Annotated in this window: 23 protein-coding genes and 1 other RNA gene; 20 read left to right on the forward strand and 4 right to left on the reverse strand. The window is 71.3% G+C overall.

The window, feature by feature from the left end:
- Nucleotides 1-415: 415 nt before the first annotated feature.
- From ACZ63E_RS03245 to ffs, 8 genes are all read left to right on the forward strand, one after another.
- Nucleotides 416-1,423, forward strand: a complete 1,008-nt coding sequence (locus ACZ63E_RS03245) for an ABC transporter substrate-binding protein (RefSeq protein ID WP_465333917.1) — start codon at nt 416-418, stop codon at nt 1,421-1,423.
- Nucleotides 1,420-2,355, forward strand: a complete 936-nt coding sequence (locus tag ACZ63E_RS03250; protein WP_465333919.1) for an ABC transporter permease — start codon at nt 1,420-1,422, stop codon at nt 2,353-2,355. Before ACZ63E_RS03245 ends, ACZ63E_RS03250 begins: the two co-directional genes overlap by 4 nt.
- Nucleotides 2,352-3,140: an ABC transporter ATP-binding protein gene (locus tag ACZ63E_RS03255; RefSeq protein ID WP_465333920.1), complete on the forward strand. Its 789-nt coding sequence runs from the start codon at nt 2,352-2,354 to the stop codon at nt 3,138-3,140. Before ACZ63E_RS03250 ends, ACZ63E_RS03255 begins: the two co-directional genes overlap by 4 nt.
- A gap of 25 nt (nt 3,141-3,165) precedes the next feature.
- Entirely contained in the window at nt 3,166-5,862 is a 2,697-nt protein-coding gene (locus ACZ63E_RS03260) for a sensor histidine kinase (RefSeq protein ID WP_465333922.1), read from the forward strand.
- On the forward strand, nt 5,859-6,293 hold the full coding sequence (locus tag ACZ63E_RS03265) for a roadblock/LC7 domain-containing protein (protein ID WP_364378792.1): 435 nt from the start codon (nt 5,859-5,861) through the stop codon (nt 6,291-6,293). The genes ACZ63E_RS03260 and ACZ63E_RS03265 overlap by 4 nt, the downstream gene beginning before the upstream one ends.
- Nucleotides 6,293-6,640: a DUF742 domain-containing protein gene (locus ACZ63E_RS03270; protein ID WP_395921209.1), complete on the forward strand. Its 348-nt coding sequence runs from the start codon at nt 6,293-6,295 to the stop codon at nt 6,638-6,640. The genes ACZ63E_RS03265 and ACZ63E_RS03270 overlap by 1 nt, the downstream gene beginning before the upstream one ends.
- On the forward strand, nt 6,618-7,217 hold the full coding sequence (locus tag ACZ63E_RS03275; protein WP_465313096.1) for a GTP-binding protein: 600 nt from the start codon (nt 6,618-6,620) through the stop codon (nt 7,215-7,217). The genes ACZ63E_RS03270 and ACZ63E_RS03275 overlap by 23 nt, the downstream gene beginning before the upstream one ends.
- A gap of 21 nt (nt 7,218-7,238) precedes the next feature.
- Nucleotides 7,239-7,333, forward strand: an RNA gene (gene ffs / locus ACZ63E_RS03280) — signal recognition particle sRNA small type.
- A 2-nt stretch (nt 7,334-7,335) separates the two neighbouring features.
- On the opposite strand, the gene ACZ63E_RS03285 is transcribed toward ffs, so the two are convergent.
- Entirely contained in the window at nt 7,336-8,187 is an 852-nt protein-coding gene (locus ACZ63E_RS03285; protein ID WP_465333924.1) for a spermidine synthase, read from the reverse strand.
- A gap of 84 nt (nt 8,188-8,271) precedes the next feature.
- Between ACZ63E_RS03285 and ACZ63E_RS03290 the strand changes: the two genes are divergently transcribed.
- Both ACZ63E_RS03290 and ACZ63E_RS03295 read left to right on the forward strand, forming a co-directional pair.
- Nucleotides 8,272-9,834: an ALF repeat-containing protein gene (locus ACZ63E_RS03290; RefSeq protein ID WP_465333926.1), complete on the forward strand. Its 1,563-nt coding sequence runs from the start codon at nt 8,272-8,274 to the stop codon at nt 9,832-9,834.
- A gap of 43 nt (nt 9,835-9,877) precedes the next feature.
- Nucleotides 9,878-12,127 (forward strand): DNA polymerase III subunit gamma and tau, encoded by a 2,250-nt coding sequence (locus ACZ63E_RS03295; RefSeq protein ID WP_465333927.1) that lies wholly within the window; start codon nt 9,878-9,880, stop codon nt 12,125-12,127.
- Between the two features lie 4 nt (nt 12,128-12,131).
- Here the strand turns inward: ACZ63E_RS03295 and ACZ63E_RS03300 are convergent, their stop codons facing one another.
- Nucleotides 12,132-12,983 (reverse strand): N-acetylmuramoyl-L-alanine amidase, encoded by an 852-nt coding sequence (locus ACZ63E_RS03300; RefSeq protein ID WP_465333928.1) that lies wholly within the window; start codon nt 12,981-12,983, stop codon nt 12,132-12,134.
- 78 nt (nt 12,984-13,061) lie between these two features.
- On the opposite strand from ACZ63E_RS03300, the gene ACZ63E_RS03305 reads away from it, so the two are divergent.
- The 3 genes from ACZ63E_RS03305 to ACZ63E_RS03315 are packed head-to-tail and all read left to right on the forward strand — an operon-like array spanning nt 13,062 to nt 14,474.
- The gene (locus ACZ63E_RS03305; RefSeq protein WP_155549341.1) at nt 13,062-13,421 is read left to right on the forward strand and encodes a YbaB/EbfC family nucleoid-associated protein; all 360 of its coding nucleotides are present in this window, start codon (nt 13,062-13,064) and stop codon (nt 13,419-13,421) included.
- Between the two features lie 5 nt (nt 13,422-13,426).
- A complete protein-coding gene (recR, locus tag ACZ63E_RS03310) occupies nt 13,427-14,023 on the forward strand; it encodes a recombination mediator RecR (RefSeq protein ID WP_285477257.1) in 597 nt (198 codons plus the stop codon).
- Nucleotides 14,013-14,474, forward strand: a complete 462-nt coding sequence (locus tag ACZ63E_RS03315) for a hypothetical protein (protein ID WP_465333930.1) — start codon at nt 14,013-14,015, stop codon at nt 14,472-14,474. Before recR ends, ACZ63E_RS03315 begins: the two co-directional genes overlap by 11 nt.
- Here ACZ63E_RS03315 and ACZ63E_RS03320 read toward each other — a convergent pair.
- Both ACZ63E_RS03320 and ACZ63E_RS03325 read right to left on the reverse strand, forming a co-directional pair.
- Complete coding sequence (locus ACZ63E_RS03320) at nt 14,431-14,985, reverse strand: glucosaminidase domain-containing protein (protein ID WP_465333932.1); 555 nt, start codon at nt 14,983-14,985, stop codon at nt 14,431-14,433. The genes ACZ63E_RS03315 and ACZ63E_RS03320 overlap by 44 nt on opposite strands.
- A gap of 59 nt (nt 14,986-15,044) precedes the next feature.
- The gene (locus tag ACZ63E_RS03325) at nt 15,045-16,142 is read right to left on the reverse strand and encodes a UDP-N-acetylglucosamine 2-epimerase (protein ID WP_465333934.1); all 1,098 of its coding nucleotides are present in this window, start codon (nt 16,140-16,142) and stop codon (nt 15,045-15,047) included.
- 84 nt (nt 16,143-16,226) lie between these two features.
- Here ACZ63E_RS03325 and ACZ63E_RS03330 point away from each other — a divergent pair, with 84 nt between their 5' ends.
- The 7 genes from ACZ63E_RS03330 to ACZ63E_RS03360 all read left to right on the forward strand — a co-directional run bounded on the left by ACZ63E_RS03330 (nt 16,227) and on the right by ACZ63E_RS03360 (nt 24,362).
- Nucleotides 16,227-17,249: a glycosyltransferase family 2 protein gene (locus ACZ63E_RS03330; protein ID WP_465313104.1), complete on the forward strand. Its 1,023-nt coding sequence runs from the start codon at nt 16,227-16,229 to the stop codon at nt 17,247-17,249.
- Entirely contained in the window at nt 17,246-18,562 is a 1,317-nt protein-coding gene (locus tag ACZ63E_RS03335; protein WP_465333936.1) for a polysaccharide biosynthesis protein, read from the forward strand. Before ACZ63E_RS03330 ends, ACZ63E_RS03335 begins: the two co-directional genes overlap by 4 nt.
- 65 nt (nt 18,563-18,627) lie before the next feature.
- Nucleotides 18,628-20,607 carry a DUF6541 family protein gene (locus ACZ63E_RS03340; protein ID WP_465333938.1) on the forward strand — a complete coding sequence of 660 codons (1,980 nt, stop codon included), beginning with the start codon at nt 18,628-18,630 and terminating at the stop codon, nt 20,605-20,607.
- Between the two features lie 68 nt (nt 20,608-20,675).
- Nucleotides 20,676-21,377, forward strand: coding sequence for a glycosyltransferase family 2 protein (locus ACZ63E_RS03345; RefSeq protein ID WP_465286280.1), 702 nt, complete (start codon nt 20,676-20,678; stop codon nt 21,375-21,377).
- An 11-nt stretch (nt 21,378-21,388) separates the two neighbouring features.
- The gene (locus ACZ63E_RS03350) at nt 21,389-21,823 is read left to right on the forward strand and encodes a DUF2304 domain-containing protein (protein WP_465333939.1); all 435 of its coding nucleotides are present in this window, start codon (nt 21,389-21,391) and stop codon (nt 21,821-21,823) included.
- Nucleotides 21,824-21,869: 46 nt separating this feature from the next.
- The gene (locus ACZ63E_RS03355; protein ID WP_465333940.1) at nt 21,870-22,364 is read left to right on the forward strand and encodes a uridine kinase family protein; all 495 of its coding nucleotides are present in this window, start codon (nt 21,870-21,872) and stop codon (nt 22,362-22,364) included.
- Nucleotides 22,365-22,691: 327 nt separating this feature from the next.
- Complete coding sequence (locus ACZ63E_RS03360; RefSeq protein ID WP_465333941.1) at nt 22,692-24,362, forward strand: ABC transporter substrate-binding protein; 1,671 nt, start codon at nt 22,692-22,694, stop codon at nt 24,360-24,362.
- Nucleotides 24,363-24,427 lie beyond the last annotated feature (65 nt).

Genomic DNA, 24,427 nt, shown 5'->3' on the forward strand with positions numbered 1-24,427 from the left:
CTTGCCGGTAGCCCACGGTGATGATCGCGGGCGTGTGTAACGGGGAGGGACTACTGCCCGTGCAACTGCACGTCCGGGTGAACCGCGATTTTGACCGGGCGGCCGACAGAAAGTCGGCCGGTCCGGCTCGTCGAACCTGTCGATGACGCTGGTTGGCCCACGCGTGGATCACTCGTTCGGCGGCATCCTCGGGGCATTGTGGTGATCTTGTGCTCCTCGCTAGGCTCTCCGCCGGGTGAGGGACAAGGGGTGGCTGGTCCGGTCCGCTGAGGCACCGGATCTCACTGGGTGTGGGTGATCCCTGTCCGCTTTTGCTCATCCGTGACCCGATCAGGTGCGTCTGGAAGAGAGCAGCGATGACTGTGCGCTTTCGGCGCCGCAACACTCCACTTCCCCCGCCTTTTGGAGTTTCGCTGTGACTTCCCGTCCCCGTCGGCTGACGGTGTTCCTGACTCTGCTGACCCTTGCCGGGGTCACCGCGCTTTCGGGGTGCAGCGACAGCACCGCCGCCGGTGGCGGCGGCAAGATCACCCTCGGGTTCAGCGCCTGGCCGGGCTGGTTCCCCTGGCAGGTGGCGCAGGAAAAGGGCCTGTTCGCGAAGAACGGCGTGGACGTCGACCTCAAGTGGTTCGACAACTACACCGACAGCATCAACGCGTTGTCGAGCGGGGCGATCGACGCGAACAGCCAGACCCTCAACGACACGCTCTCCTCGGCCTCCGGCGGCGCCAAGCTGTCGATCGTGCTGGTGAACGACAACTCCACCGGCAACGACAAGATCATCGCGCGGGACGGGATCAACGCCGTCGCCGACCTCAAGGGCAAGAAGGTCGCCGTCGAGCAGGGCACGGTCGACCACTACCTGCTGCTGCTCGCGCTGCAGGAGGCGAAGCTGACCGAAAAGGACATCGAGCTCGTCAACCTGCCGACCGACGCCGCCGCGGCCGCGTTCGTCGCCGGCCAGGTCGACGCGGTGGGCGCGTTCGCGCCGTTCACCACCAAGGCCCTCGAGCGCCAGGGCAGCCGCGCGATCTCGTCGTCCGCCGAGTTCCCCGGCGCCATCCCGGACCACCTCGTCACGTCGCAGAAGCTGGTCAAGGACCACCCGAAGGACGTCCAGGCGCTCGTCAACACCTGGTTCGAGACGCTGACCTGGATCAAGAACAACAAGGACGCGGCCGTGCAGATCATGGCCAAGCGCGGCGGGGTCGACGACGCCGAGTACAAGACCTACGACGCCGGCACCACGATCTTCACACGCCAGCAGAACCTCGACGCGTTCACCCCGGGCGTCACCGCCCAGCACCTGGACTTCTCCGCGAACAAGATCATCGACTTCATCGTGAACACCGGGCTCGCCCAGCAGCGGCCGTCGCTCGACGGGCTGTTCGACGACCAGTTCGTGAAGGCCGCACCGCAGTGACGGGTCCGACCCAGCGCACCGCGGGCGCCCCGGCCGACGAACGCGCGGCCGAGGAGCTGGAGGCCGAGCAGCGGCTCGCCGACGACACCCACGCCGGCCGGGGCCGCCCGGCCTGGTCGGCGTTGCCGCGGCGGGCCACGCCGAAGGCCCGGTCGCCGCTGTTCTCCCTGCGCACGCCGATCTCCTCGTCGGCCCGCTGGACGCTGGCGGTGCTGTCGTTCGCGATCCCGTTCCTCGCCTGGGTCGTGCTGAGCGTCAGCGGGGTCGTCGACTCGACGTTCCTGCCGTCGCCGGCCGCGGTGCTCAAGGCCGGGCTGGACATGGCCGGCACCGGCGAGCTGTTCGACGACCTCTGGGCGACGACCCAGCGGGTGCTCGAAGGCTTCGGGCTCGCGGTGCTCGTCTCGGTGCCGCTCGGCGTCCTGATGGGCACCTTCACCGCGGGCCAGGCATTCTTCGAGCCGCTGATCGGCCTGCTGCGCTACCTGCCGGCGAGCGCGTTCATCCCGCTGCTGATCATCTGGCTGGGCCTCGGCGAGCCGTCGAAGATCGCGATCCTCTTCATCGGCACGGTCTTCTTCAACACGCTGATGACCGCCGACGTCGTGCGGGCGGTGCCGAGCGCGCTCCTCGACGTCTCCTACACCCTCGGCGCGCGCCGGGGTGAGGTGCTGCGCAAGATCGTCGTCCCGCACTCGCTGCCGGGCATGATCGACGCGGTCCGGGTCAACGCCGCCGCGGCGTGGAACTTCGTCGTGGTCGCCGAGCTGATCAACTCCCAGGCCGGCCTCGGCTACCGGATCGTGCGCGCGCAGCGGTTCCTGCAGACGGACAAGATCTTCGCGGTGCTGGTGGTCATCGGGATCGCCGGTCTCACCATCGACGTCCTGCTGCGCCTGCTGCGCACGCAGGTCGGGAAGTGGGCGGCATGACGCTGGAACTGCGGGGCGTCGCCAAGGACTACACCGTCCGCGGCGTCGTGACGCGCGCCCTCGACGGGGTCGACCTCGAAGTGCTGCGCGGCGAGTTCGTCTGCGTCGTCGGGGCGAGCGGCTCGGGCAAGTCGACGCTGCTTTCGCTGGTGGCCGGGCTGAGCACGCCGACCGAAGGCGAGATCGTGCTCGACGGCGCCCCGGTGACCGGACCCGGCCCGGACCGCGGGCTCGTCTTCCAGCACGGCGCGCTCTACCCGTGGCGCACCGTCGAGAAGAACGTCGCGTTCGGACTCGAACTGCTGCCGATCGACGCGGCCGAGCGCGCCAAGCGCGTGGACTGGTACCTCGCCGAGACCGGGCTCGACGCCGTGCGCCGGTCACTGCCGAAGCAGCTTTCCGGCGGGCAGAAGCAGCGCGTCGCGATCGCGCGGGCGCTGGCGTGCGAACCGGAAGTCCTGTTGCTGGACGAACCCTTCGGCGCGCTGGACGTCCAGACCAAAGAGGACATGCAGGTGCTCATCCGCCAGGTGTGGGCCGACACGGGCACCACGGTGCTGATGGTCACCCACGACGTCGAGGAAGCGGTGTTCCTGGGCGGCCGGGTGGTGGTGCTCGCCTCCGACCCGGGCCGCATCGCCGCCGACGTCGAGGTGACGCTGCCCGCCGAGCGCGGCCTGGCGGTGAAGCGCGAACCGCGGTTCCTCGCGCTGCGCGCCCGGATCGAGGACCTGGTCCGCGAGCAGCACCGTGGCCACGTCGACCGGGTGGCCGCGGGTTCGTGAGAACGGAAGACGGGATGGTGGCGGGATGAGGCACGGCAAGGCGACCGCGAGACGGGCCGGCGGCGGGGGAATCCTCGCCCGGCTCGGCATTCGCGGCAAGCTGAACCTGCTGCTCCTGCCGCCGCTGGCCGCGGTGGTGCTCGTGTCGGTGCCGTTCGTGCTGACCCAGGCGAACAGCGCCATGGCCGCGACACAGTCGGCGACCGTGGCGCGGCACACCCAGCAGCTCGGCGGGCTGGTCTCGCAGCTGCAGCGGGAACGGCTGCTGACCGGCGCGTTCGTCGCGTCGCCGTCGCTGACGGCCGACCAGATGCTCCAGCAGCGGAAGACGGTCGACTCGGCGGTCGAGAACGTCCGGTCGTCCCTCGGCGCCGACGCGCCCGACGAGCTTTCCGCGGCCCTGACCCGGATCGGCTCGCTCGCCGAGCTGCGGCAGAACGCCGAACGCCGCGGGGTCGCGCTCGACAGCGTCGCCCGCACCTACCACGCGGTGATCGGCGCGGTCATCGACGCGCTGCGGCTCGTCCCGCAGCTGACCAGTGACGCCGAGGGCACCCGGGAGCTGACCGCGCTGGAGGCGCTGCTGCGCGCGAACGAGGAGAACTCGTTGCGCGGCATGGCGTTGATCGTGACGGCGGTGGCGCCGGAGGCCGGCCGGTCCATCCTGGACGACGCGACCCAGCAGGCGCCGATCTTCACCGACCGGTTCGTCCAGCAGGCCGGCAGCGAGCAGTCCGCGCTGGTCGTCAACGTCGAGCAGAGCGAAGCCGGCCGCCGGATCGACGACCTCGCCGGCGTGGTCGGCAACCCGCGCGACACCGGCGCGCGGACCCAGTACGTCGCCGACGTCCTCGCCGCGTCGGAAAGCCAGGCGGCGCAACGCAAGCTGGTCCAGGAGCGGGTCACCGGCGAGATCGCCACCGCCGCGAACGGCCGCGCCGACGCGGGCACGCGGCTGGCGTGGCTGGTCGGCGCGGGCGCCGGTCTGCTCTTCCTGCTCGTCGCTTTCCTCGCCGTCGCGGTGTCGCGCTCGATCGCCCGGCCGCTGCGCCGGCTGACCACCGCCGCGACGTCGGTCGCCGACCTCGCCGGCACCGAGCTCGTCCGCGTGACCGACACCGAAGAGGCCGAGGAGCAGATCCCGCGGCTGGCCACCATCGACGTCGTCTCGAGTGACGAGCTGGGCAAGCTGGCCGCGGCGTTCAACCGGGTCCAGACCACCGCGGCCGAGCTGGTCGAGCGGCAGGCGCTCACCCGGCGCAACACCGGCCTGATGTTCGCGAACGTCGCGAAGCGCACGCAGAACCTCGTCGGCCGCCAGCTCGCGCTGATCGACGAGGTCGAGCGCAACGAGCAGGACACCCGGCTGCTGGCCAGCCTCTACCGGCTGGACCACCTCTCCACCCGCCTGCGCCGCAACGCCGACAACCTGCTCGTGGTGTCCGGCACCCGCGACGAGACGCGCATCGCCGGCCCGATCGAGCTGTCCACCGCGCTGCGCTCGGCGCTCGCCGAGATCGAGGACTACCAGCGCGTCAAGCTCGGCGTCGTCGCGGAGATCCTCCTGTCGTCGGCCCTCGGCGCCGACCTGGTGCTCGTGTTCGCGGAGCTGCTGGAGAACGCGACGTCGTTCTCACCGCCCGGCTCGCTGGTCGAGGTGGACACGATGTTCCTCACCGACGGCTCGTGCCTGGTGAACATGGTCGACCACGGCATCGGCATGACCGCCGAGAAGATGGCCGACGAGAACCGGCGGCTCGTCGAGCGCGAACGCCTCGAGCTGGCGCCCACCAGCGTGCTCGGCCTGTTCGTGGTCGGCCGCCTGGCGCGGCGCCACGACCTGGCCGTCGAGCTGCTCGCGACCCCGACCACCGGCGGCGTGACCGCGCGGCTGACGATCCCGCCGTCGCTGTTCAGCCACCGCGGCGGGCTCCTGAAGACCACCCCGACGCCGGTGATCCCGGCCCAGGCCGCACCCCAGCCGCGTCCCGCGGAAGCCGTGGCGGTCGCCGCCTCGGTGTCCACTTTGGACGAGCTCCGCCCGGTCGCGGCGCCGGCCGAGCTGCCGATGCCGGCGATCCCGGCGCTGCTCGGCACCATTCAGGGCAACGGGTTCCGCTGGTTCAACCAGCTGGAGCCGGTCTGGCCCGACGCCGAACCCGACGTCAAGGCGACGGTCCTGTCCGGGGCCCCGGAGTCTTCTTCGGAGGCTGAGTCCCGCGGTGGCCTCCGCCGGCGCGTCCGCGGCGCCCAGTTGCCCAGCCCGGGCACGACAGCGCCGGTGGCCGACGGCCCGCGGCACGACCCGGACGCGACCAAGGCCGCCATGGACGGCTTCCAGAGCGCCTTCGCGAAGGCCGCCGAGGTCGGCGCGATGGAGACCGACCCGCCGTCCGCGCCGCCGACCGTCGTGACCGAGCCCGTGTCGCTGCCGGTGCGCGTCCCGGCCGCGGCCGTCCCCGAACCGCCGTCGCGTGACGGCCTGGTCCGCCGCGTCCCCGGCGCCCAGCTCGCCCCCGGCCTGCGGCAGCAGCCCGCGGGGCGGCCGGTCGCCCGAGCCGTCGTCAGCCGCGCCCGGCGCGACCCGGCGGCCGAGCGGGCGGCGTTCGACTCGTTCGCCGCCGGCCTGGCCAAGGCGGAGGACGTGGTTACGGCAGACAGCCCGCCGCATGGCGTGGTCGCCGGTCGTGTGATGGAACGAGGAGAAGAGAGCAGGAAATGAGCATCCCCGCAGCAGGTGTCAGCGTCGAGGCCCAGAACTTCAACTGGCTGGTGAGCCGCTTCGCCCAGCACACCGCGGGCGCGATCGCCGCCATCGCGGTCTCCGCCGACGGACTGCTGATCGCGGTGTCGTCGGAGCTCGAGCGCTCCAACGCCGACCGCCTCGCCGCGATCTCCTCCGCCATGCTCGGCCTCGCCCACGGCGTCTCCGAGAGCCACCCGCTCGGCTCGCCCGACAAGGTGATCATCGAACTGGAGCACGGCTACCTGCTGGTCTGCACCATCAGCATCGGCTGCTCGCTCGGCGTCCTCGCCAACAAGCAGGCCAGCCTCGGCACGATCGCCTACGAGATGGCGATGTTCGCCAACCGCGCCACCGAGGTCCTGACGCCCGGCCTGATCGAGGAGCTCAAGAACACCGTAGGTTCGTGATGACGGAGGAACCTTCGCTCCTGCGGCCGTACCTGATGACCTCGGGGCGGGCCCAGCCGGTGGACCAGAGCCTCGAGATCGAGGCCCAGGTGATGACGTCCCGGCTGGGTGCGGCGTCCCACCCGAAGCTCACCTTCGAACGCCAGGAAATCGTTTCCCTGTGCCGGAGCACCATGTCGGTCGCCGAGGTGGCCGCCATGCTCGGCCTGCACATCGGTGTCGCCCGCGTCCTGGTGGCCGACCTCGCCGAGCTCGGCTACGTCGTCGTCCGGCGGCCGGCGAACCACAACTCGCAAGACCTCGGCATGATCGAAAGGGTCATTCGTGGACTCGAAGCCATTCACTGAACCGGGCGCCCGGCCACCGGCCCCGGTCAAGATCGTCATCGCGGGCGGCTTCGGCGTCGGCAAGACGACGGCCGTCGGCGCCATTTCGGAGATCAAGCCGTTGACGACCGAAGCGGCGATCACGTCGGTGGCGGCGTCGGTGGACCGCACGGGCCACGTCCCGGCGAAGACCACCACGACGGTCGCCCTGGACTTCGGCTGCATCACGATCGACGACGAGGTCAAGCTGTACCTGTTCGGCACGCCCGGCCAGGACCGCTTCGGCTTCATGTGGCAGGACCTGGTCCACGGCGCGCTCGGCGCGCTGGTGATCGTCGACACCCGCCGTATGGACGACTGCTACCCGGCGGTCGACTACTTCGAGAACGCGGGCCTGCCGTTCGTGGTGGCGGTGAACATGTTCGACGGGTCCCTGGGCCACAACCTCGAGGACGTCCGCTGGGCCCTCGCGGTGAGCGACGACGTCCCGCTGATCACGTTCGACGCGCGGCAGAAGCTGTCGGTGCGCGACGCGCTGCTGGCGGTGCTGCGGAACACGTTCAAGCGGGCTCGTGCCCAGGCGGGCGCAGGGGCCTGACTGGTCTTCGCTACACTGATCCACGGACCCCGCGCGGCGTCCACCCTGTGAACTTCCCCAGGGCCGGAAGGCAGCAAGGATAAGCAGGCTCTGACGGGTGCGCGGGGTCCCCTTTCGTTTAGAAGATCCCCAGCATGTCGTCTGGTGGCTGCGGCGATGGTGGCGTGTCCTCGTCCGTGATCGGCTTCGCCCGGCCCGTCAGCTTCACCAGCTCCGGGCCGTAGACGCACCTCGCTGGGAACGCCGCCGAGGCCGTGCGGGCCGCGATCGCCGTCGTCGAGAGTTCGGTCGCCGAGGCCGCCAGGACCAGGTTGCCGAAGCGGCGGCCCTTCAGCACCGCCGGGTCGGCCAGGACCATCACCTCCGGGAACACCTCGCGCAGCGTGGCCAGGAAGCGGCGGGCGAACGGCAGGCCCGAGCCGTCCGTGATGTTGGTCAGGTACACGCCCGGGGTGCGCAGGATCGCCGCGATCGCGCGCGTCGCCTCCAGGGACGCCAGGCCGCCGGCCAGGGTCGCGCGCTCGAACGCGTCGACCACCACCAGGTCCGCCGAATCCTCGCGGCGCGTCGCCAACCCCGCCCGGCCGTCGGTCACGCGGACGCGCAGGCCCGGCACCCGCAGCCCCAGCTGGGTGCGGACCAGCTCGACCAGCTCACCGTCGGCGTCGAACACCAGCTGCCGCGACCCCGGGTGCGTCGCCGCCACGTACCGCGGCAGCGTGCAGGCCGCGCCGCCGATGTGCAACGCGTCCAGCGGACCCGGTGGCAGCTGGTCCACCACGTCGCCGAAGCGGCGGACGTAGTCGAACTCCAGGTTGGCCGGGTCGTCGAGATCGACGTACGACTGCGCGACCCCCTCCACCGACAGCAGCCACGCGTTGCCCCGGTCGACGTCCCGGAGCAGCTCGGCCGTCCCGAAGCGCACCGGGTACCGCCCGGGCACCGGTTCGGCCTTCTGCGTTCGACCCACGACGACCGAGCCTAGCGGGTCGGAAACATTCCGCCCGCCGCGCCGATAGAGGAGCGGAAAGATCAACGATCGAGGGGGTTTTCCTTGCGTGCGAACGCAGTAATCGTCGCCGCGGCACTCGCCGCCGGGGTCTTCGTGACGCCGGCGGCCGCGGACGTCCTGCCCGACCGGGCCCAGGCCGTCTCGCTGCTGGAGTCCGGCGGGCCCGGCGTCGCGAGAGCAGCGGAAACGGCGTTGCTCGGCACACCCGCCGACCTGCAGGCCTTCCTGGCCACCGGGCAGTTCCAGGCCAAGGACGACGACGACCGGGTCCTCGTCACCCAGGCCCTGTCCACCGGCGGCCCGGTCACCAAGCGCGCCGCGCAGCAGGCGCTCAGCGGCACCATCGCCGACGTCCGGGAGTTCCTCGCCCACGGCCTCCCGCAGGCCCGGGTCGCGGACGACCGGATCGCCGTCGGCCAGGCCATGAGCACCGGCGGCCCGACCGTCAACGAGCGCGCCCAGAAGGCGCTCGACGGCACCGCCGCCGACGTCCGGGCGTTCCTCGAGACCGGTCTGCAGCCGGCTCGCGACGTCGACGAGCGGGTCTTGGCCGCCCAGGCCATGTCCGCCGGCGGCCCCGAGGTCAAGGCGGCCGCGCAGACGGCCCTCGACGGCGACCCGGCCGACGTCCGTTACTTCCTGAACCTGTGGAAGAAGGTCGCCGCGGACGGCGACGCCGAGGTCACCGCGGTCCAGGCTCAGCTCGACTACGGCAAGGCGGCCGCGGCCAAGCACAGCGCCCTCGGCGTCCGGCTCGCGAAGAGCCGGGCCGCGGCGATCGCGTCGGACGCGCGGAAGGCGAACACCGACCGGCTGGCCACCCAGCAGCACCAGGGCCGGCAGGACGGCCAGGCGGCGGCCGGCGCCGAAGCGGCCGCGCAGCAGCAGGCCTGCGACGCGGCGGCTCGCGCCGCGCAGGCCAAGACCGACAACGACAAGCTGCTCACCGACGCGGCCGACCCGGCGCTGACAGTGCCGAACGGCCGCCGCGCGTCGGTCTACTTGCTCCACAACGGCGGCGCCGCGGTCAAGGACGCCGCCCGCGTCGCGCTGAGCGGTTCGGACGACGACGTCGTCACCTTCGTGCGCAGCGGGCTCGCCGTCGCGCAGGAGTCGGACGACCGGGCCGCCGTCGCGGCGATCGCGGCCGACCCGAAGGCCCGCCCAGGCCTGCGCCAGGCCGCCCGTGACGCGCTCGCCGGGCCGTACGCCGGGGTCGCCGCGCTGCTGCGCACCGGGGACTACCCGGGCCGCGACGCCGACGACCGCGTCGAGGTCAACCAGATCATGGCGGCCGGCGGCCCGGCGACGAAGTCGTGGGCGCAGAAGGCGCTCGACGGCACTGTCGCCGACGTCCGTGAGTTCCTGGCGCACGGCCGGTACGACGCGCACCTGGTCGACCTGGACATCTACGTGACCCGGACGCTGTCGGACGGTCCCGAGGTCAACGCCGTCGCGCAGGGCGTGCTCGACGGCCCGCGGTCGGGTCTGCAGCCGTACCTCGACGGTGAGCTGGGCAAGGCGCGGGCGCGGGACGCGTTCACCACCCAGCACGTCACGAAGGTGAACGCTCTGGTCGCCGAGGTGAACGCCCTGACCTCCTGACCGCAGGGCGAAGGTTGTCGGACCCTGCCGGTAGTCTCGCGGCGTGGCTCTAGCGCTGTACCGCAAGTACCGTCCGGCAACCTTCGCCGAGGTCGTCGGGCAGGAGCATGTGACCGAACCCCTCCGCACGGCGTTGGCCGCCGGGCGGATCAACCACGCCTACCTCTTCTCCGGCCCGCGCGGCTGCGGGAAGACGTCGAGCGCGCGCATCATGGCGCGCTCGCTGAACTGCGTGAAGGGGCCGACGCCGGACCCGTGCGGCGAGTGCAACTCGTGCAAGGCGCTCGCGCCGGAGGGCTCGGGCAGCGTCGACGTCACGGAGCTCGACGCGGCCAGCCACGGTGGTGTCGACGACGCCCGCGAGCTGCGGGACAAGGCGTTCTACGCGCCGGCCGAGTCGCGGTACCGCGTGTTCATCATCGACGAGGCGCACATGGTCACCACGCAGGGCTTCAACGCCCTGCTGAAGATCGTGGAAGAGCCGCCCGAGCACGTCATCTTCATCTTCGCGACCACCGAGCCGGACAAGGTGCTCACCACCATCCGCTCGCGGACGCACCACTACCCGTTCCGGCTGATCCCGCCGGGCGCGATGCGGACGCTGCTGGAAGGCAACGTCGCCGCCGAGGGTGTCGAGGTCGAGCCCGCGGTGTACCCGCTGGTCATCCGCGCGGGTGGCGGTTCGGCGCGGGACACGCAGTCGGTGCTCGACCAGCTGCTCGCCGGCGCCGGGCCGGACGGTGTTTCGTACAGCCGCGCGGTGTCGCTGCTGGGCGTCACCGACGTCGCGCTGATCGACGACATGGTCGACGCGCTCTCGACCGACGACGCCGGCACGGTGTTCGGCACGGTCGAGAAGGTCACCGAAGCCGGGCACGACCCGCGCCGGTTCGCCACCGACCTGCTCGACCGCCTGCGTGACCTGGTGCTGCTGCGCGCGGTGCCGGAGTCCGCGGGTGGCTTGGTGTCGGCGCCGGAGGAAGAGCTGACGCGGATGGTCGCGCAGGCCGAGCGAGTCGGCCTGGCCACGCTCTCGCGCTACGCGGACATCGTCCACAATGGACTCCTGGAGATGCGCGGCGCGACCTCGCCGCGGCTGGTGCTGGAACTGCTGTCCGCGCGGATGCTGCTGCCGTCGGTGACGGAGGCGGAGAAGGCGCTGCTGGCCCGGATCGAGCGGCTCGAGCGCCGCGCGACGCTGGCGGGCGGCGGTGGCGCGCCGGCCGAGGGCGGTGTCGAGCCGCCGGTGCGAGCGGCGCCGGAGAAGGAGTTTTCCCGGCCTTCGCAGCGCGCGGCTTCGGCCGGGCCGGCGCCGGTTGCGGTGCCTGAGCCGCCGCAGGCTGCACCGGGCGGCGCGACTGCGGTGGCACCGGCTGGCACTCCCGCCCAGCCCCCCGATGGCGGCTCGCGCACGCCCGCTCCGGCCGAGTCCGGCGACGGCGGTTGGGGAGCTGCTCGTACTCCGGGCGGCGGCACGCCTGCCGCGACCCCGGCAGCTTCAGGCGCCCCGGCTCAGTCCGCCGATGGTGGTTGGGGAGCTCCTCGTACTCCGGGCGGCGGCACCCCCGCCGCGACCCCGGCAGCTTCAGGCGGCGCCCCGGCTCAGTCCGGCGATGGCGGTTGGAGCACCCCGCGCACCCCGGGCGGCGGCACCCCCGCCCCCGCAGCCGCTCCCGCCGAGGAAGCCCCGGCGCCCGCCGCGTCCGGCGGCATGGACGCCGCCGGGATCCGGAACATCTGGCCGCAGCTCATGACCGCCCTGCGCAAGTTCACCGGCGGCCGCAGCCTCGAAGCGATGCTGACCCAGGCCACGGTGGCGACCGTCGAGGGCCACGCCGTCACGCTGACCCACAAGTCCGAGCCGCTCTCGCGCCGCCTGTCCGACCAGGACAACGCCCGCAAGATCGCCGGCGCCCTGACCGACGTCCTGGGCGGCGAGTGGCAGGTCCGCTGCGTCCACGGCAACGCCCCGGCCGCGCCCGCCGCGCGTCCGCAGCAGGCCGCGCCCGCGCCGGAGCGGTCGTTCACGCGCCAGTCGGCGGCCGCGCCCGCGGCTCCCGCGCCGCCGTCCCGGCCCGCGGCACCGCCCGCGCCGCCCGCGCGGCCCAAGGTCACCACGGCCGAGCCGGACATCCCGCTGCCGCCGGAGCCGTCCGACGAGGACGACGAAGACCTCTACAACGAGGACGCCAGCCCGGCCCCGCCGCCACCTCCGCCCCCGCCGGACCAGGACCCGGACGAGCTGGCCCGCAAGCTGATCTCGGACCACCTCGGCGCCCGCCCGCTGGACTGAACCGTCAGCCGGCCAGGTAGGCCTCGATCGCCGCGGCGATGGCCGAAGCGAACTGCTGACGGCCTTCCTCGCTCGTCATCCGGGCCGCTTCGGCCGCGTTGCGCATGTTTCCGCACTCCACCAGCGCGATCGGCCGCGTCGAGAGGTTCAGGCCACCGAGGTCCGAGCGCGCCGACAAGCCGTTGCCGCCGATGTAGTTCGACGTGCTGAAGCCGCCGCTGCGCATCGTGTCGCGCAGCGTCCGGGCCAGCCGCGTCGACGGCGCGCCCTGGGCCGCGTTCAGCGGCGGTGACGAATACGCGACGTGGAAGCCGTTCGCGCCCGGCGAGTTCGAGCCGTCGGCGTGGATCGAGACGACGGCGTCCGCGTTGGCGGTGTTGCCGATCTCGGCCCGCTTGTCGACGCACGGGCCGACGCCGGTGTCGTTCGGCCGGGTGTAGACGACGCGGATTCCCTTGGCCGCCAACGCCTGCCCGACCCGCTGGGCGACGTCCCAGGTGAACGCGTGCTCGGCGTACCCGGCGTTGGTCGACGTCCCGGTCGTGTTGCACGGCTTGGTCTGCCCGCGCCCGGCGGGCACCAGCCGGTTGATCTCCGCCGGATGGGAGCCGTTGCCGCCGTTGTGGCCCGGGTCGAGGACGACGACCTTCCCACCCGCGACCGGCGGCGGTGGCGCGGGCGCCGAAGACGACGGCGAGGTCGGCGGCGGTGGCGCGGAGGTCACCGTCGTCGGGGTCGGCGTGACCGTCCGGGTGACCACGGGGGCCGGAGCCGCCGGGGCTTCTTCCTGACAGCCACTGAGCAGCAGGGCGCCGGCCAGCAGCAGGGGGACAATCGCGCGTCGCACGGCGACCACGGTGCCACAACCCGGGCCCGCCCGGGGCGCGACTACCCTGGTGGGGACACAGGCGTGCAGAGAGGACCGAGTGCGATCATGGTGCAACCCGGCGGCGGCTTCGACATTTCCCAGCTGATGCAGCAGGCCCAGCAGATGCAGCAGAAGCTCGTCGAGGCCCAGGAGGAGCTCGCCAACACCGAGGTCACCGGCACGGCCGGCGGCGGGCTGGTCACCGCGACCGTCTCCGGTGACAGCCAGCTGAAGAGCCTGCAGATCGACCCGAAGGTGGTCGACCCGGACGACGTCGAGACGCTGTCCGACCTGATCGTGGCGGCGGTCCGCGACGCGTCGGCGAGCGCGCAGAAGCTCACCGAGCAGAAGCTCGGCCCGCTGGCCGGCGGTCTCGGCGGCGGTGGCGGCATGCCCGACCTCGGCGCCCTCGGCTTCGGCGGCTGACGAACTTGTACGAAGGTGTCGTCCAGGACCTGATCGACGAGCTCGGGCGGCTGCCCGGGGTCGGGCCGAAGAGCGCCCAGCGGATCGCGTTCCACCTGCTGGCCACCGACCCGGCCGACATCGCGCGGCTGCAGGACGTGCTCGGCAAGGTCAAGGAGGGCGTGCAGTTCTGCGAGGTCTGCGGCAACGTCTCGGAGCAGCAGAAGTGCCGCATCTGCCGCGACGAGCGCCGCGACCTCACGGTGATCTGCGTGGTCGAGGAGCCCAAGGACGTCCTGGCGGTCGAGCGCACCCGCGAGTTCAAGGGCCGCTACCACGTCCTGGGCGGCGCGCTCGACCCGCTGTCGGGCATCGGCCCGGAGCAGCTGCGCATGCGCGAGCTGCTCAAGCGCATCGGCGAGGCGGACATCAGCGAGATCATCATCGCGACGGACCCCAACACCGAGGGCGAAGCAACGGCGACGTACCTGGTGCGGATGCTGAGGGACTTCCCAGGCTTGAGCGTGACGCGGCTGGCGTCGGGCCTGCCGATGGGCGGTGACCTGGAGTTCGCGGACGAGCTCACCCTGGGCCGCGCGCTCTCGGGCCGTCGTGTCCTTTGACGGGCTGCCGGTCGGGCCGGTCCGGACGCTGCTGGCCGTAGCGCGGCGGTACGTCGACATCCGGGACTGCGCCGAGCTGCCCCAGGTGCGGTACGGCGACGATCTGACCGGCGTGATCGAGCTGTCCGTCGGGCAGGTCGCCCTCTTCGGCCCGAACTGGGAGTCGGAGATCGAGGGGTTGTGGGGTTCCGTGGCCGAGCTGGTGGCTCGCTACCGCGAGCGCGGGCACGCCGAGGTGCCGTTCGCCGACCAGCCGGCGAGCATCACGCTCGAGCCGGTCCCGCCGGGGCTCGTCCGGATCACCGTGGCGGGCGGGCCGTACCGCGAGACCGCGGTCACCGGGGAAGAGAAGCTGCTTTCCGCGCTCGAAGCGGGTGCGGCCGGGTTCTTCGCGAAACTGGCGGAGCTCACCGGTCGAAGCGTCTCAGGTCGTAGAGGTCCATCAGCCTGATCACCTTGTTCGCGTACTCCGGGTCGGTGGCGTACTTCCGCGCCACCGCCCGGATGAACGCGTCCGGGTCGCTCCGCACCGGCAACGCCGCCGCGTAGTTCGACGACGTCGTCAGCAGCCGCCCGTAATCACGGAACGAGTCGGAAACCGTCGCGTACGAGCGGAAAAACGCGTCCACCGGATGGCACGGCGACGGAATGCACTCCGTGGTCGGATACCGCGCACACCTCAACGCGATCGGCCCCGGGCTCGTCGGCGTCACGCACTTGAAGCCGAAGAAGTTCCGCTCGACCGTCGACAGTGTGCTGCGGCCCCAGTTCGACTCCAGGATCGACTGCGCCACCGTCACCGACGCCGGGATGTCGTACGCCGCGTGGATCGCCTGGGCGATCGGGCCCGCCGAACCGACGTACGCCTGCTGGTAGCCCGAGGAAAGCGCCGCGTCGCGGACCGACACCTGGTCGACCGGCGGGGTCACCACCAGCAGCGCGGCCAGTCCGATGTGGATCATGGACGCCAAGCTGCCCGATCGCCGCTCCAGCGGCGACCGGGGTCACTCCAAAGAGGACCTCAGCAGTAGCCGAGCTGCGCCAGCGTGTCCACGATGATCTCGGACGGGTGGTACTTGTCCATCCAGGACTCACCACGCCGGTTCTGGTACGTGTCGAGGAAGTTCTGCAGCTTGTCGCCGCGCATCTCGGTCAGCACCACCGTCTCGCCGAGGTGCTGCGGCGTCTCGGTGCGCTCGCGGTGCACCGCGCACGGCAGGCCGAGGTAGTAGCACTCCGCCGAAAGACCACCCGAGTCGGTGACGACGTACTCGGCGCGCGCCACCAGCGGGAGGAACTTCAGGTACCGCATCTTCGGCTGGACGATGAACTGGTCGTCGAAGATGTTCCCGATGCCCAGCGCGCGGATCTTCTCGCGCTCCGGCGCGCCGGCCATGTACAGGATCGGCATCTTGCGGCTCTGCTCGCGCAGTATCTCCAGCGCCTCGCGGTACTTGTCGGGGCGCGAGACCAGCTCGAAGCGGTGCAGCGTGGCGAGGCCGAACTTCTCCGGCAGGTTCGGCACGTCCAGCGGGCCGTTGATGGCCAGGCGCATCGCGTCGATCGCGGTGTTCGCCTCGGTGTCGACGACCACGCCGCGCGCGTGGCGCAGGTTGTTGACCTCGCGGATGCTCGGCGCGAAGTGCATGTCGACGATCTTCGCCGCGATCTTGCGGTTCAGCTCCTCCGGCAGCGGCGAGAGGATGCTGCCCGACCGCGCGCCCGCCTCGACGTGCCCGACGCGAGACTTGAGGATGCGCTTGCCGATCAGCGAGCCGTACGGCGTGGTGAACGTGTCGCCGTGCACCAGCACCAGCGGCGGGCGGCCGTCCTCGTTGAGCGCGGCGCGCAGCTCCTGGCGGCGGCTCCACGCGGTGCGCAGCACCTGCGCGGCCCAGCCCGGCACCTGCGCCGGCGACTCGAGGTTGTGCGCCTTGTCCTCCGGCACCAGCCAGACGTCCGGCTCGGGCATGTTCAGGTCGGCGAGCACGTCCGCGACCTCGTCGACGTGCTGCGCGGTGAACCAGATCTTCGGCCGCATCCCGCGCTCGCGGATCCCGTGGTAGACGGGCGCGATCTTGATCAGTTCCGCGGTGGTGCCGAGAATGAAGGAAATCACCGTGAAGGCCCATTTCTGGTCGGGTGCGGTGGCGCAAGGATACTGGCCGACCCGCCGCGGAGACCGCCGGGTAGCCTCGGCCCGGTGAGTGCGAACCCGCTCCTCCCCTCGCTCAGCGTCGTGATCCCGGTCTACAACGAGCAGGACTGGATCGAACGCAGTGTCGGCGCGCTGCTCGCCTCCGCCGAGGAGGCGAACTGGCCGATCGAGGTCGTCGTCGTCGACGACGGCAGCACGGACGCCACGCCTTCGCGGCTCGACGAGCTGCGGGAACGCCGTGGGATCACCGTGCTCAGCCAGGCCAACTCGGGCCGCTTCGAGGCCCGGCGGGCGGGCATCGCCAAGGCGTCGGGCCACCAGATCCTGCTGCTCGACAGCCGGGTGGTGGTGGACACCGGCTCGCTGACCTTCCTGCGCGACCAGCTGGTCGACCACCCGGAGCGGACGGTCTGGAACGGGCACGTCAACGTCGCTTCCGAGCACAACCCGTACGCCGGGTTCATGGCCGGGCTGGTGAAGATCCCCTGGCGCCGGTACTGCGCGGACCCGCGCCTGATGTCCTTCGGCATCGACCAGTTCGACCTGTTCCCGAAGGGCACCGGATTCTTTTCCGCGCCGCGTGACGTTCTCGAAGCGGCTTCCGACGCTTTTGTTTCCCTCTTCGACGACGTCCGCTTCGCCAGTGACGACACCGGCGTCCTGCGCTGGATCGCCGAGCGGCACCGCATCTTCCTGGCCCCAGAGTTCTCCGCGACCTACCACGGGCGCGACAGCTTCAAGAAGTTCGCCGCCCAGGCCTACTTCCGCGGGACGACCTTCGTGGACTCCTACCTCGGCTCGCCCGGCCCGGCCCGCAACGGCCTGTTCGCCGCGTTCGGCGTCGGCGTCCTGGGCCTCGGCCTCGCGCTGAAGAAGCCGAAGACGGCGGTGGCGCTCGCGGCCGCCGGCTCGGCCGCGGCGGGTGTGGCCGTGACCCGCTTCGGCGCGACGAACGCCGAGGCCAAGGCCGTCGCGAAGCTCGCGCCGGTGTTCGGGGCCGGCTTCGGCGCGGGCGCCGTCCGCGGGCTCGTCATGGCGCTGCGCGCGCGCCGGCGGCGGGATCGATGAGCTCGCCAGTGACCCACGAGTCCGACGAGGCGGACGGCCGCAGCCTGGCGAAGGAGACCGGGCGCTCGGCCGGGCGGATCGGTGTCTCGCTGCTGGTCGCGATCGCGCTCGGGTACGTGCTGACGCTGGTCGCCACGCGCTGGCTCGGACCGGAGAACAGCAAGGTCTACCTCTCGTTCTGGGGCATCCTGATGGGCCTAGGCAGCGCGTTGTCGCCGCTGGAGCAGGAGCTCTCGCGACAGTCCGCGGTGGCCGCGCTCGACGGCGGCAAGGCCGGCAAGCCCGCGCTGCGGGCGCTCACTGTCGGCGCGGTGACGGTCGCCGTGGTCGCGGCCCTGACGATGGCCGTGCCGGTGCTTTCGGACCGCCTCTACGGCGGCAACACCGTGCTCGGCGTCATCGTGCTGTGCGGCGCGATCGCGTTCGCCTGCCAGTTCGCCGCCCGCGGCCTGCTCGTCGGGCAGCAGCGGATCAAGCCGTACTCGGGGCTGGTCGTCGCCGAAGCCGCGGTCCGGGTGGTCGTGCTGCTCGGGATCGCCGCCGCCGGGCTCACCGGCGTGACGTCGTACGCGATCGCGGCCGCGGCGGGCTCGTTCGCCTGGCTGCTGTTCGTCCGGCCGGTCTCCGGCCTGGTCGACCCGCACGCCGAAGGCGAGGGCTGGGGCCCGGTCACCGGCCGGATCCTCACCTTGCTGGCGGGCGCGGCGCTGACCGCGAGCGTCATCACCGGCTACCCGGCGATGGTGAGCCTGCTCGCACCCGGCGGGTCCGTGCGCGACGTCGGTGTCCTCTTCGCGACGCTCACCGTGTCGCGGGTGCCGCTGCTGCTGCTCTCACCGCTGCAGGCGCTCGCGGTGCCCACGGTCGTCCGGCTCACCGGCACCGACGAGGGCCGGCGCCGGCTGCGGAAGCTGCTCGCGGTGGGCGCGCTCGGCACGCTGGTCGTCGGGGTGGTCGGCGCCCTGGTCGGCTGGCTGATCGGGCCGTGGCTGGTCTCCCTGCTCTACGGCTCGGAGTTCGTCGCCCAGGGCTGGTGGGTGGCGTGGATGGTGTGGGGTGCGGTGCTGCTCACCGCGCTGCAGCTGATGACGGCCGTGCTCGTGGCCCGCAAGGAAGCGAACAAGGTGCTCGTCACGTGGGCCGTGGTCGCGGTCGCGACCGCCGTGACGCTGCTGCTCGTGCCGGGTGACCCGATCCTCAAGGCGGTCGCCGGGCTGGCCGGTGGCCCGACGCTCGGGCTGGCCGTCGTGCTGGTGTTCGTGTTACGACGGCCAGGCAACGTGCACCCCGCTTCGGACGTCCCAGTAGGGTGACCCCGGCCGGACCCTCGGGGACAGGATCGGCGTGAAGCGCCGGTGAGGTTGGACAGCGGAAAACCATGAACGTACTTCTGGTCGTGCTCGCCTTCTGGCTGCCTGGCCTCGTCTTCGGGGCGGCGATCAGGCTCCGCGGCTGGCTGCTCGCGGCGGCCGCGCCGCTCCTGACCTTCGGCGTCGTCAGCCTGGGTGTGCCGGTGCTCGGCGGCCTCGGCATCCGCTGGAACGCGCTCGACGTCGCACTGTGGACGCTCGTGCTGTCCGTCGCCGGCTTCGGGCTCGCGTTCCTGGTGCAGCGCTTCACCGCGCGGCGGCACCCGGACTGGGCCGAGAAGGACGCCGCCGCGGCCGCGCCCGCCCGGTCCGTGCGTGACCACCTGCTGATGGGCGCGGGTGTCTTCGCCGGCAGTCTGATCGCGGTCGTCACGTTCCTGCGCGGCGCGCGCGGCCTCAACCAGGTCCAGCAGGGCTGGGACGCGCCGTTCCACGCCAACCTGGTGCGCTGGATCGCCGAGCACGGCGACGCCCGGCCGTCGACGGTCGGCACGATCGCGAACCTGCCGGGCCAGACGGACTACTTCTACCCGGACACCTACCACGCCCTGCTCGCGCTGGTCCTCGACAAGGCCGGCCTGGCGATGATGCCGACGCTGAACATGGCGGCGCTCACCGTCATCCTGTGCGTGCCGATCGGTGTCGCGGCGATGTGCCACGTGTGGCGGATGCCGCCGCTCGCGGTCGCCGCGGCCGCCGCGGTGTCGGCGTCGTTCACGAACTTCCCGTACGACTCGCTGTGGCGCGGCCCGCTGTGGCCCTACGTCGCCGGGGTCGCGCTGATCCCCGCCGCGCTCGCGCTGGCCCGCCTGCTGCTGGAGCCGAAGGGCGTCGCCGGCCCGGTGGCCATCGGCCTCGCCGTCGCGGGGCTGATCGGGCTGCACACGAGTGTCGCGTTCGTCGTGGTCGTGTACTTCCTGCTGATCCTGCTCGCCGTGGTGTTCCGGTTCGAGCGGATCGACTGGCGGCGCTCGGCGGCCTCGCTCGGCGCGACGATCGTGCTGGCCGTCCTCTGCGGACTGCCGCTCGCACTGCCTTCGCTGTACAACGCCGGGGGCGTGACGGGTGCTTTCTGGGCATCGGAAGCGACCGTCTCCGGCGGTTTCGGCGAGACCATCACGTTCTCGCCGATGGCCGCGTTCCCGCAGTGGTGGATCGGCGTGCCGGCGTTCATCGGCATCTGCCTGCTGGTGAAGCACCGCCGGATGCTGTGGATGGTTGCCGCCTACGTCGTGTTCGGCGGGCTGTTCGCGGCCACCGTGTCGATGGAGTCGCCGCTCATCCACACCCTCACCGGCATCTTCTACAACGACCACTGGCGGATCGGCGCGCTGGTCCCGCTGGCCGGGGCGGTCGCGTTCGGCGAGTTCACCGACACCGCGGCCCGCTGGTTCGCGCGCAAGGCCGGCACGCGGCTGACGAACGTCCGGCCGGCGACGCTCACCACGATCGGCGTCGTGCTGCTCGTCGTCGTGATCGGCGGGCTCAGCCGCGGCGGGTACATCGGCCGCAACACCGCCCGCCTGCAGCTCAACTACAGCGGCGGCCCGACGGTCAGCAACGACGAGCGCGAGGCGTTCGGCTGGCTCGCCGCGCACACCGCGCCGGGCGAGCACGTCATGAACGACAAGGCCGACGGCTCGGTCTGGATGTACGCCCTCAACGGCGTCCAGCCGGTCGAATGGACCTTCTACGGCGCCGAGCGGGACACCCCGGCCGGCTACCTCAGCGTGTACCTCAACGACATCGACAAGTACCCGCGGGTGCGCGAGCTGCTCACCGACCTCAAGGTGCGGTACGTCTTCATCGGCAAGGGCAAGGTCACCACGACCACCCAGACCGGGGTCGGCCTCGAGCACCTCGAATCCGGTACCGGTTTCAAGCTCGTCTACCGCAATCCGGGCGCTTCGATCTACGAGATCGAAGGCCAGCAGGGGGTCGTCACCTCGGGGGCGGCCGCCGGGTCCGCGGCCGGTAACGGGCAGTGAAAGGCTAGAGTGATCGCGTGTCAGTGACGTCTGCGACCTCCGTGACCAGCCGCCGGGTGCTCATCGTGATGCCCGCGCTGAACGAGTCGGCGAGCGTCGCGTCGGTCATCGAGCAGGTGAAGCGCGCCCTGCCGGGTGGCGACCTGCTGGTCGTCGACGACGGCTCGGTCGACGACACCGCCAAGCTCGCCCGGGCGGCGGGCGCCGAGGTGGCCCGCCTCGCGGTGAACCTCGGTGTCGGCGGCGCGATGCGCACGGGCTTCCGCTACGCCGCCGCCCGCGGCTACGACGTCGTCGTGCAGGTGGACGCGGACGGCCAGCACGACCCCGACGAGCTGGACGCGCTGCTGCGCGGCCTGGACGACGCGGACATCGTGATCGGCTCCCGGTTCGCCGGCAAGGGCTCGTACAAGGCGAGCGGGCCGCGCAAGTACGCGATGGTCGCGCTGTCGCTGGTGTTCTCGCGGCTGGCGAAGACCAAGCTCACCGACGTCACGTCGGGGTTCAAGGCGATGGGTCCGCGGGCCATCCGGCTGTTCGCCGGCTACTACCCGGCGGAGTACCTCGGCGACACCGTCGAGTCGCTGGTCATGGCCATCCGGGCCAAGCTGACCATCAAGGAGATCCCGGTTGTCATGCGGGAGCGCGCGGGCGGCACGCCCAGTCACTCGCCCGTGAAGTCGGCCGTCTACCTCAGCCGGGCCGGGCTCGCGCTGCTGCTGGCGCTGGTGCGCCGCCGGCCGGCCGTCGACTCGTCCGACTCCGCGTAAGGGGAAGCAAAATGCAGGGTTGGCGCGTCCTCAGCATCGTCGTCGCCTGTGTCGTGCTGTTCGTCGTCCTCGAGATGATGCGGCGGCGGAAGCTGCGCGAGAAGTACGCGGGTGTGTGGCTCGTCGTCGCGGTCGGCGTGGTCGTGCTCGCGGTGCTCCCGCAGGCCGCCGAGTTCCTGGCCAAGAACACCGGCGTGCAGACGCCGTCGAACTTCGTCTTCCTCCTCGCCGGTGTCGTGCTGGCGCTGGTGTCGCTGCACCTGTCCACCGAGGTCGGGCACCTGGAGGAAGAAGTCCGCACGTCGGTCGAGGAGATCGCGCTGCTGCGCTGCGAACTCGAAGACGCCAAGCGCGAGCTGGAAGGCCGGATCGCCGAGCTGGAGACCAGGACGTCGGCCCCGGACGACGTCAAAGGGCTCCCGGAGGTCGAGCGCGTCGCCAAGTGACGCGCTGATCGGGGCGCTGCTCGCCGCGCCCGCCCGCCTCGGCGGGGTGCGCGTCCTGGCCATCGACGGCCCCTCGGGCGCCGGGAAGTCCACAGTGGCCGCCCAGGTCGTCGAGCGGCTGCGCACGCGCGGCTGCCGGACGGAACTGGTGAGCACGGACGCTTTCGCGACCTGGGACGACCCCGTGGCCTGGTGGCCGCAGCTGCTGGACGGTGTCCTGCGTCCGCTCGCGGCCGGTGAGGAAGGCGGTTACCGGCGCGTGGACTGGTCGACCGGCACTCCCCGCGCGGGTGAGCTCGTCCGGGTGACGGTGCCGGACGTCCTGGTGCTGGAGGGGGTTTCCTGCGGCCGGGCTTCGGCAAGACCTCTGCTTTCGCACCTGTGCTGGATCTCCGGCGGTTCGGCGGCCGAGCGGCTGGCGAAGGCCGTCGCGAGGGACGGTGAGGCCGCACGGGACGAACTGGGCCGCTGGCAACGGTTCGAGCGCGGCTGGTTCGCCGTCGACCGCACTTCCGAGGCCGCCGGCACCCGACTTTCGTAGGGAACGGATCGCTCACGCTGCGTGCACGAGCCGTTCCGGACCGATCAAGAAGGCTCGCCGCGGAAACACGACTGGTCTAACGTGGGTACCGCCATCTGAGTTAGTGATCCGGCACCGGGTGCAGCCATCCCCGGCAAATGGTCACATTGTGTCGCGATTTACGGACACATTGCGGTCAAATCGACGCCCACGTAGCGCGATCGTAACCTCACGTGCTTAAGTGCGAGCCGAGTTCCCGCTAGTGTCGGCGAGCACACCGATCGTCCGTCGAGTTTCTGACCGACCGGACGGTGACTTTGATCCCGAACATCTCCCAAGGGGTGCCAGATGCAGCAATTGCGGCTGACCCGAACACGCCGCGTGGCCCTGATCGGGCTCGCCGGCGCGCTCGCGGTTTCGCTGTCCGCCTGTGCGGAATCCAAGCGTGAAGAGGGCGCCGGAGGTGGTTCCGGAGGCACGATGATCTTCGGCGCGGCCGGCAACCCGAAGATGTTCGACCCCGCGTTCAACGACGAGGGCGAGACCTTCCGGATCACGCGGCAGATCTACGACACGCTGATCCAGAACAAGCCGGGCACCGCCGACCTCGAGCCCTCCCTCGCCGAGAAGTGGGACCCGAGCAACGACGGCAAGACCTGGACGTTCACCCTGAAGTCCGGCGTGAAGTTCTCCGACGGCACTCCGATGGACGCCACGGCGGTCTGCTTCAACTTCGACCGCTGGTACAACATGAAGGGCGCCGCCGCCCAGAGCCAGATGATCTACTACGGCGACGTCTTCGAGGGCTTCGCCAAGAACGAAGGCGACGCGGGCGGCGACCCGGTCTACAAGAGCTGCGAGGCGAAGGACCCGACGACCGCGGTCCTGAACCTGAACAAGGCCAAGGGCGCGTTCCCGTCGGCGTTCACGCTGCCGTCGTTCTCGATCCAGAGCCCGACCGCGCTCAAGGCGCACAACGCGGACACGGTCACCCAGAGCGGCGACTCGTTCACCTACAGCGACTACGCGAACAAGTTCCCGACCGGCACCGGTCCGTTCAAGTTCGAGAGCTGGGACCAGGCCAAGGGTGAGATCACCCTGGTGCGCAACGACAGCAGCCCGTCGCCGGCGAAGCTCGACAAGCTGATCTTCAAGGTGATCCCGGACGAGAACGCCCGCAAGCAGGCGCTCAAGGCCGGCGACATCAACGGCTACGACTACCCGAGCCCGGCGGACTACGGCCTGCTGCGCAACGACGGCGAGCAGGTCCTCATCCGCCCGTCGTTCAACGTGCTGTACCTGGGCATCAACCAGGCCAACAACCCGAAGCTCAAGGACGTGCGCGTCCGGCAGGCGCTGGCCTACGGCGTCAACCGCGAGCAGTTCGTGAAGTCGAAGCTGGCCGAGGGTTCCGAGGTCGCGACCGAGTTCGTCCCCAAGGTCATCTCGGGCTACACCGACGACGTCACGAAGTACCCGTACGACGTGAACAAGGCCAAGCAGCTGCTGCAGGAGGCCGGGGCGACGAACCTGACGCTCAAGTTCTACTACCCGACCGAGGTCAGCCGCCCGTACATGCCGAACCCGGCGGACACGTTCACGGCGATCTCCGAGGACCTCAAGAAGATCGGCGTCAACGTCGAGGCCCACGCCGAGCCGTGGAACGGCGGGTACAAGGACGACGTGCAGAAGGCCGGCAAGCAGGACCTCCACCTGCTCGGCTGGACCGGTGACTACAACGACGCCGGCAACTTCGTCGGCACGTTCTTCGGCCGCAAGAAGGCGGAGTTCGGCTTCGACAACCCGGAGCTGTTCGCGGCCCTGGGTGCGGCGGACGCTTCGCCCGCCGGTGACGCCCACGCCAAGGCGTACCAGGAAGTCAACAAGCAGATCATGAACTACCTCCCGGCGATCCCGATCGCGTACCCGACGCCGGCCATCGTGGTCGGCCCGAAGGTCAAGGGTCTGGTGGCGAGCCCGCTCACCGACGAGCGTTTCAACACCGTGACCGTGAGCTGACCGACGGACTCAGCCAAAAGGCAGGGGGTGGGTGCTACCGCACCCACCCCCTGCGCCTGATTCCC

This window comes from Amycolatopsis sp. NPDC104819 (assembly GCF_055583145.1).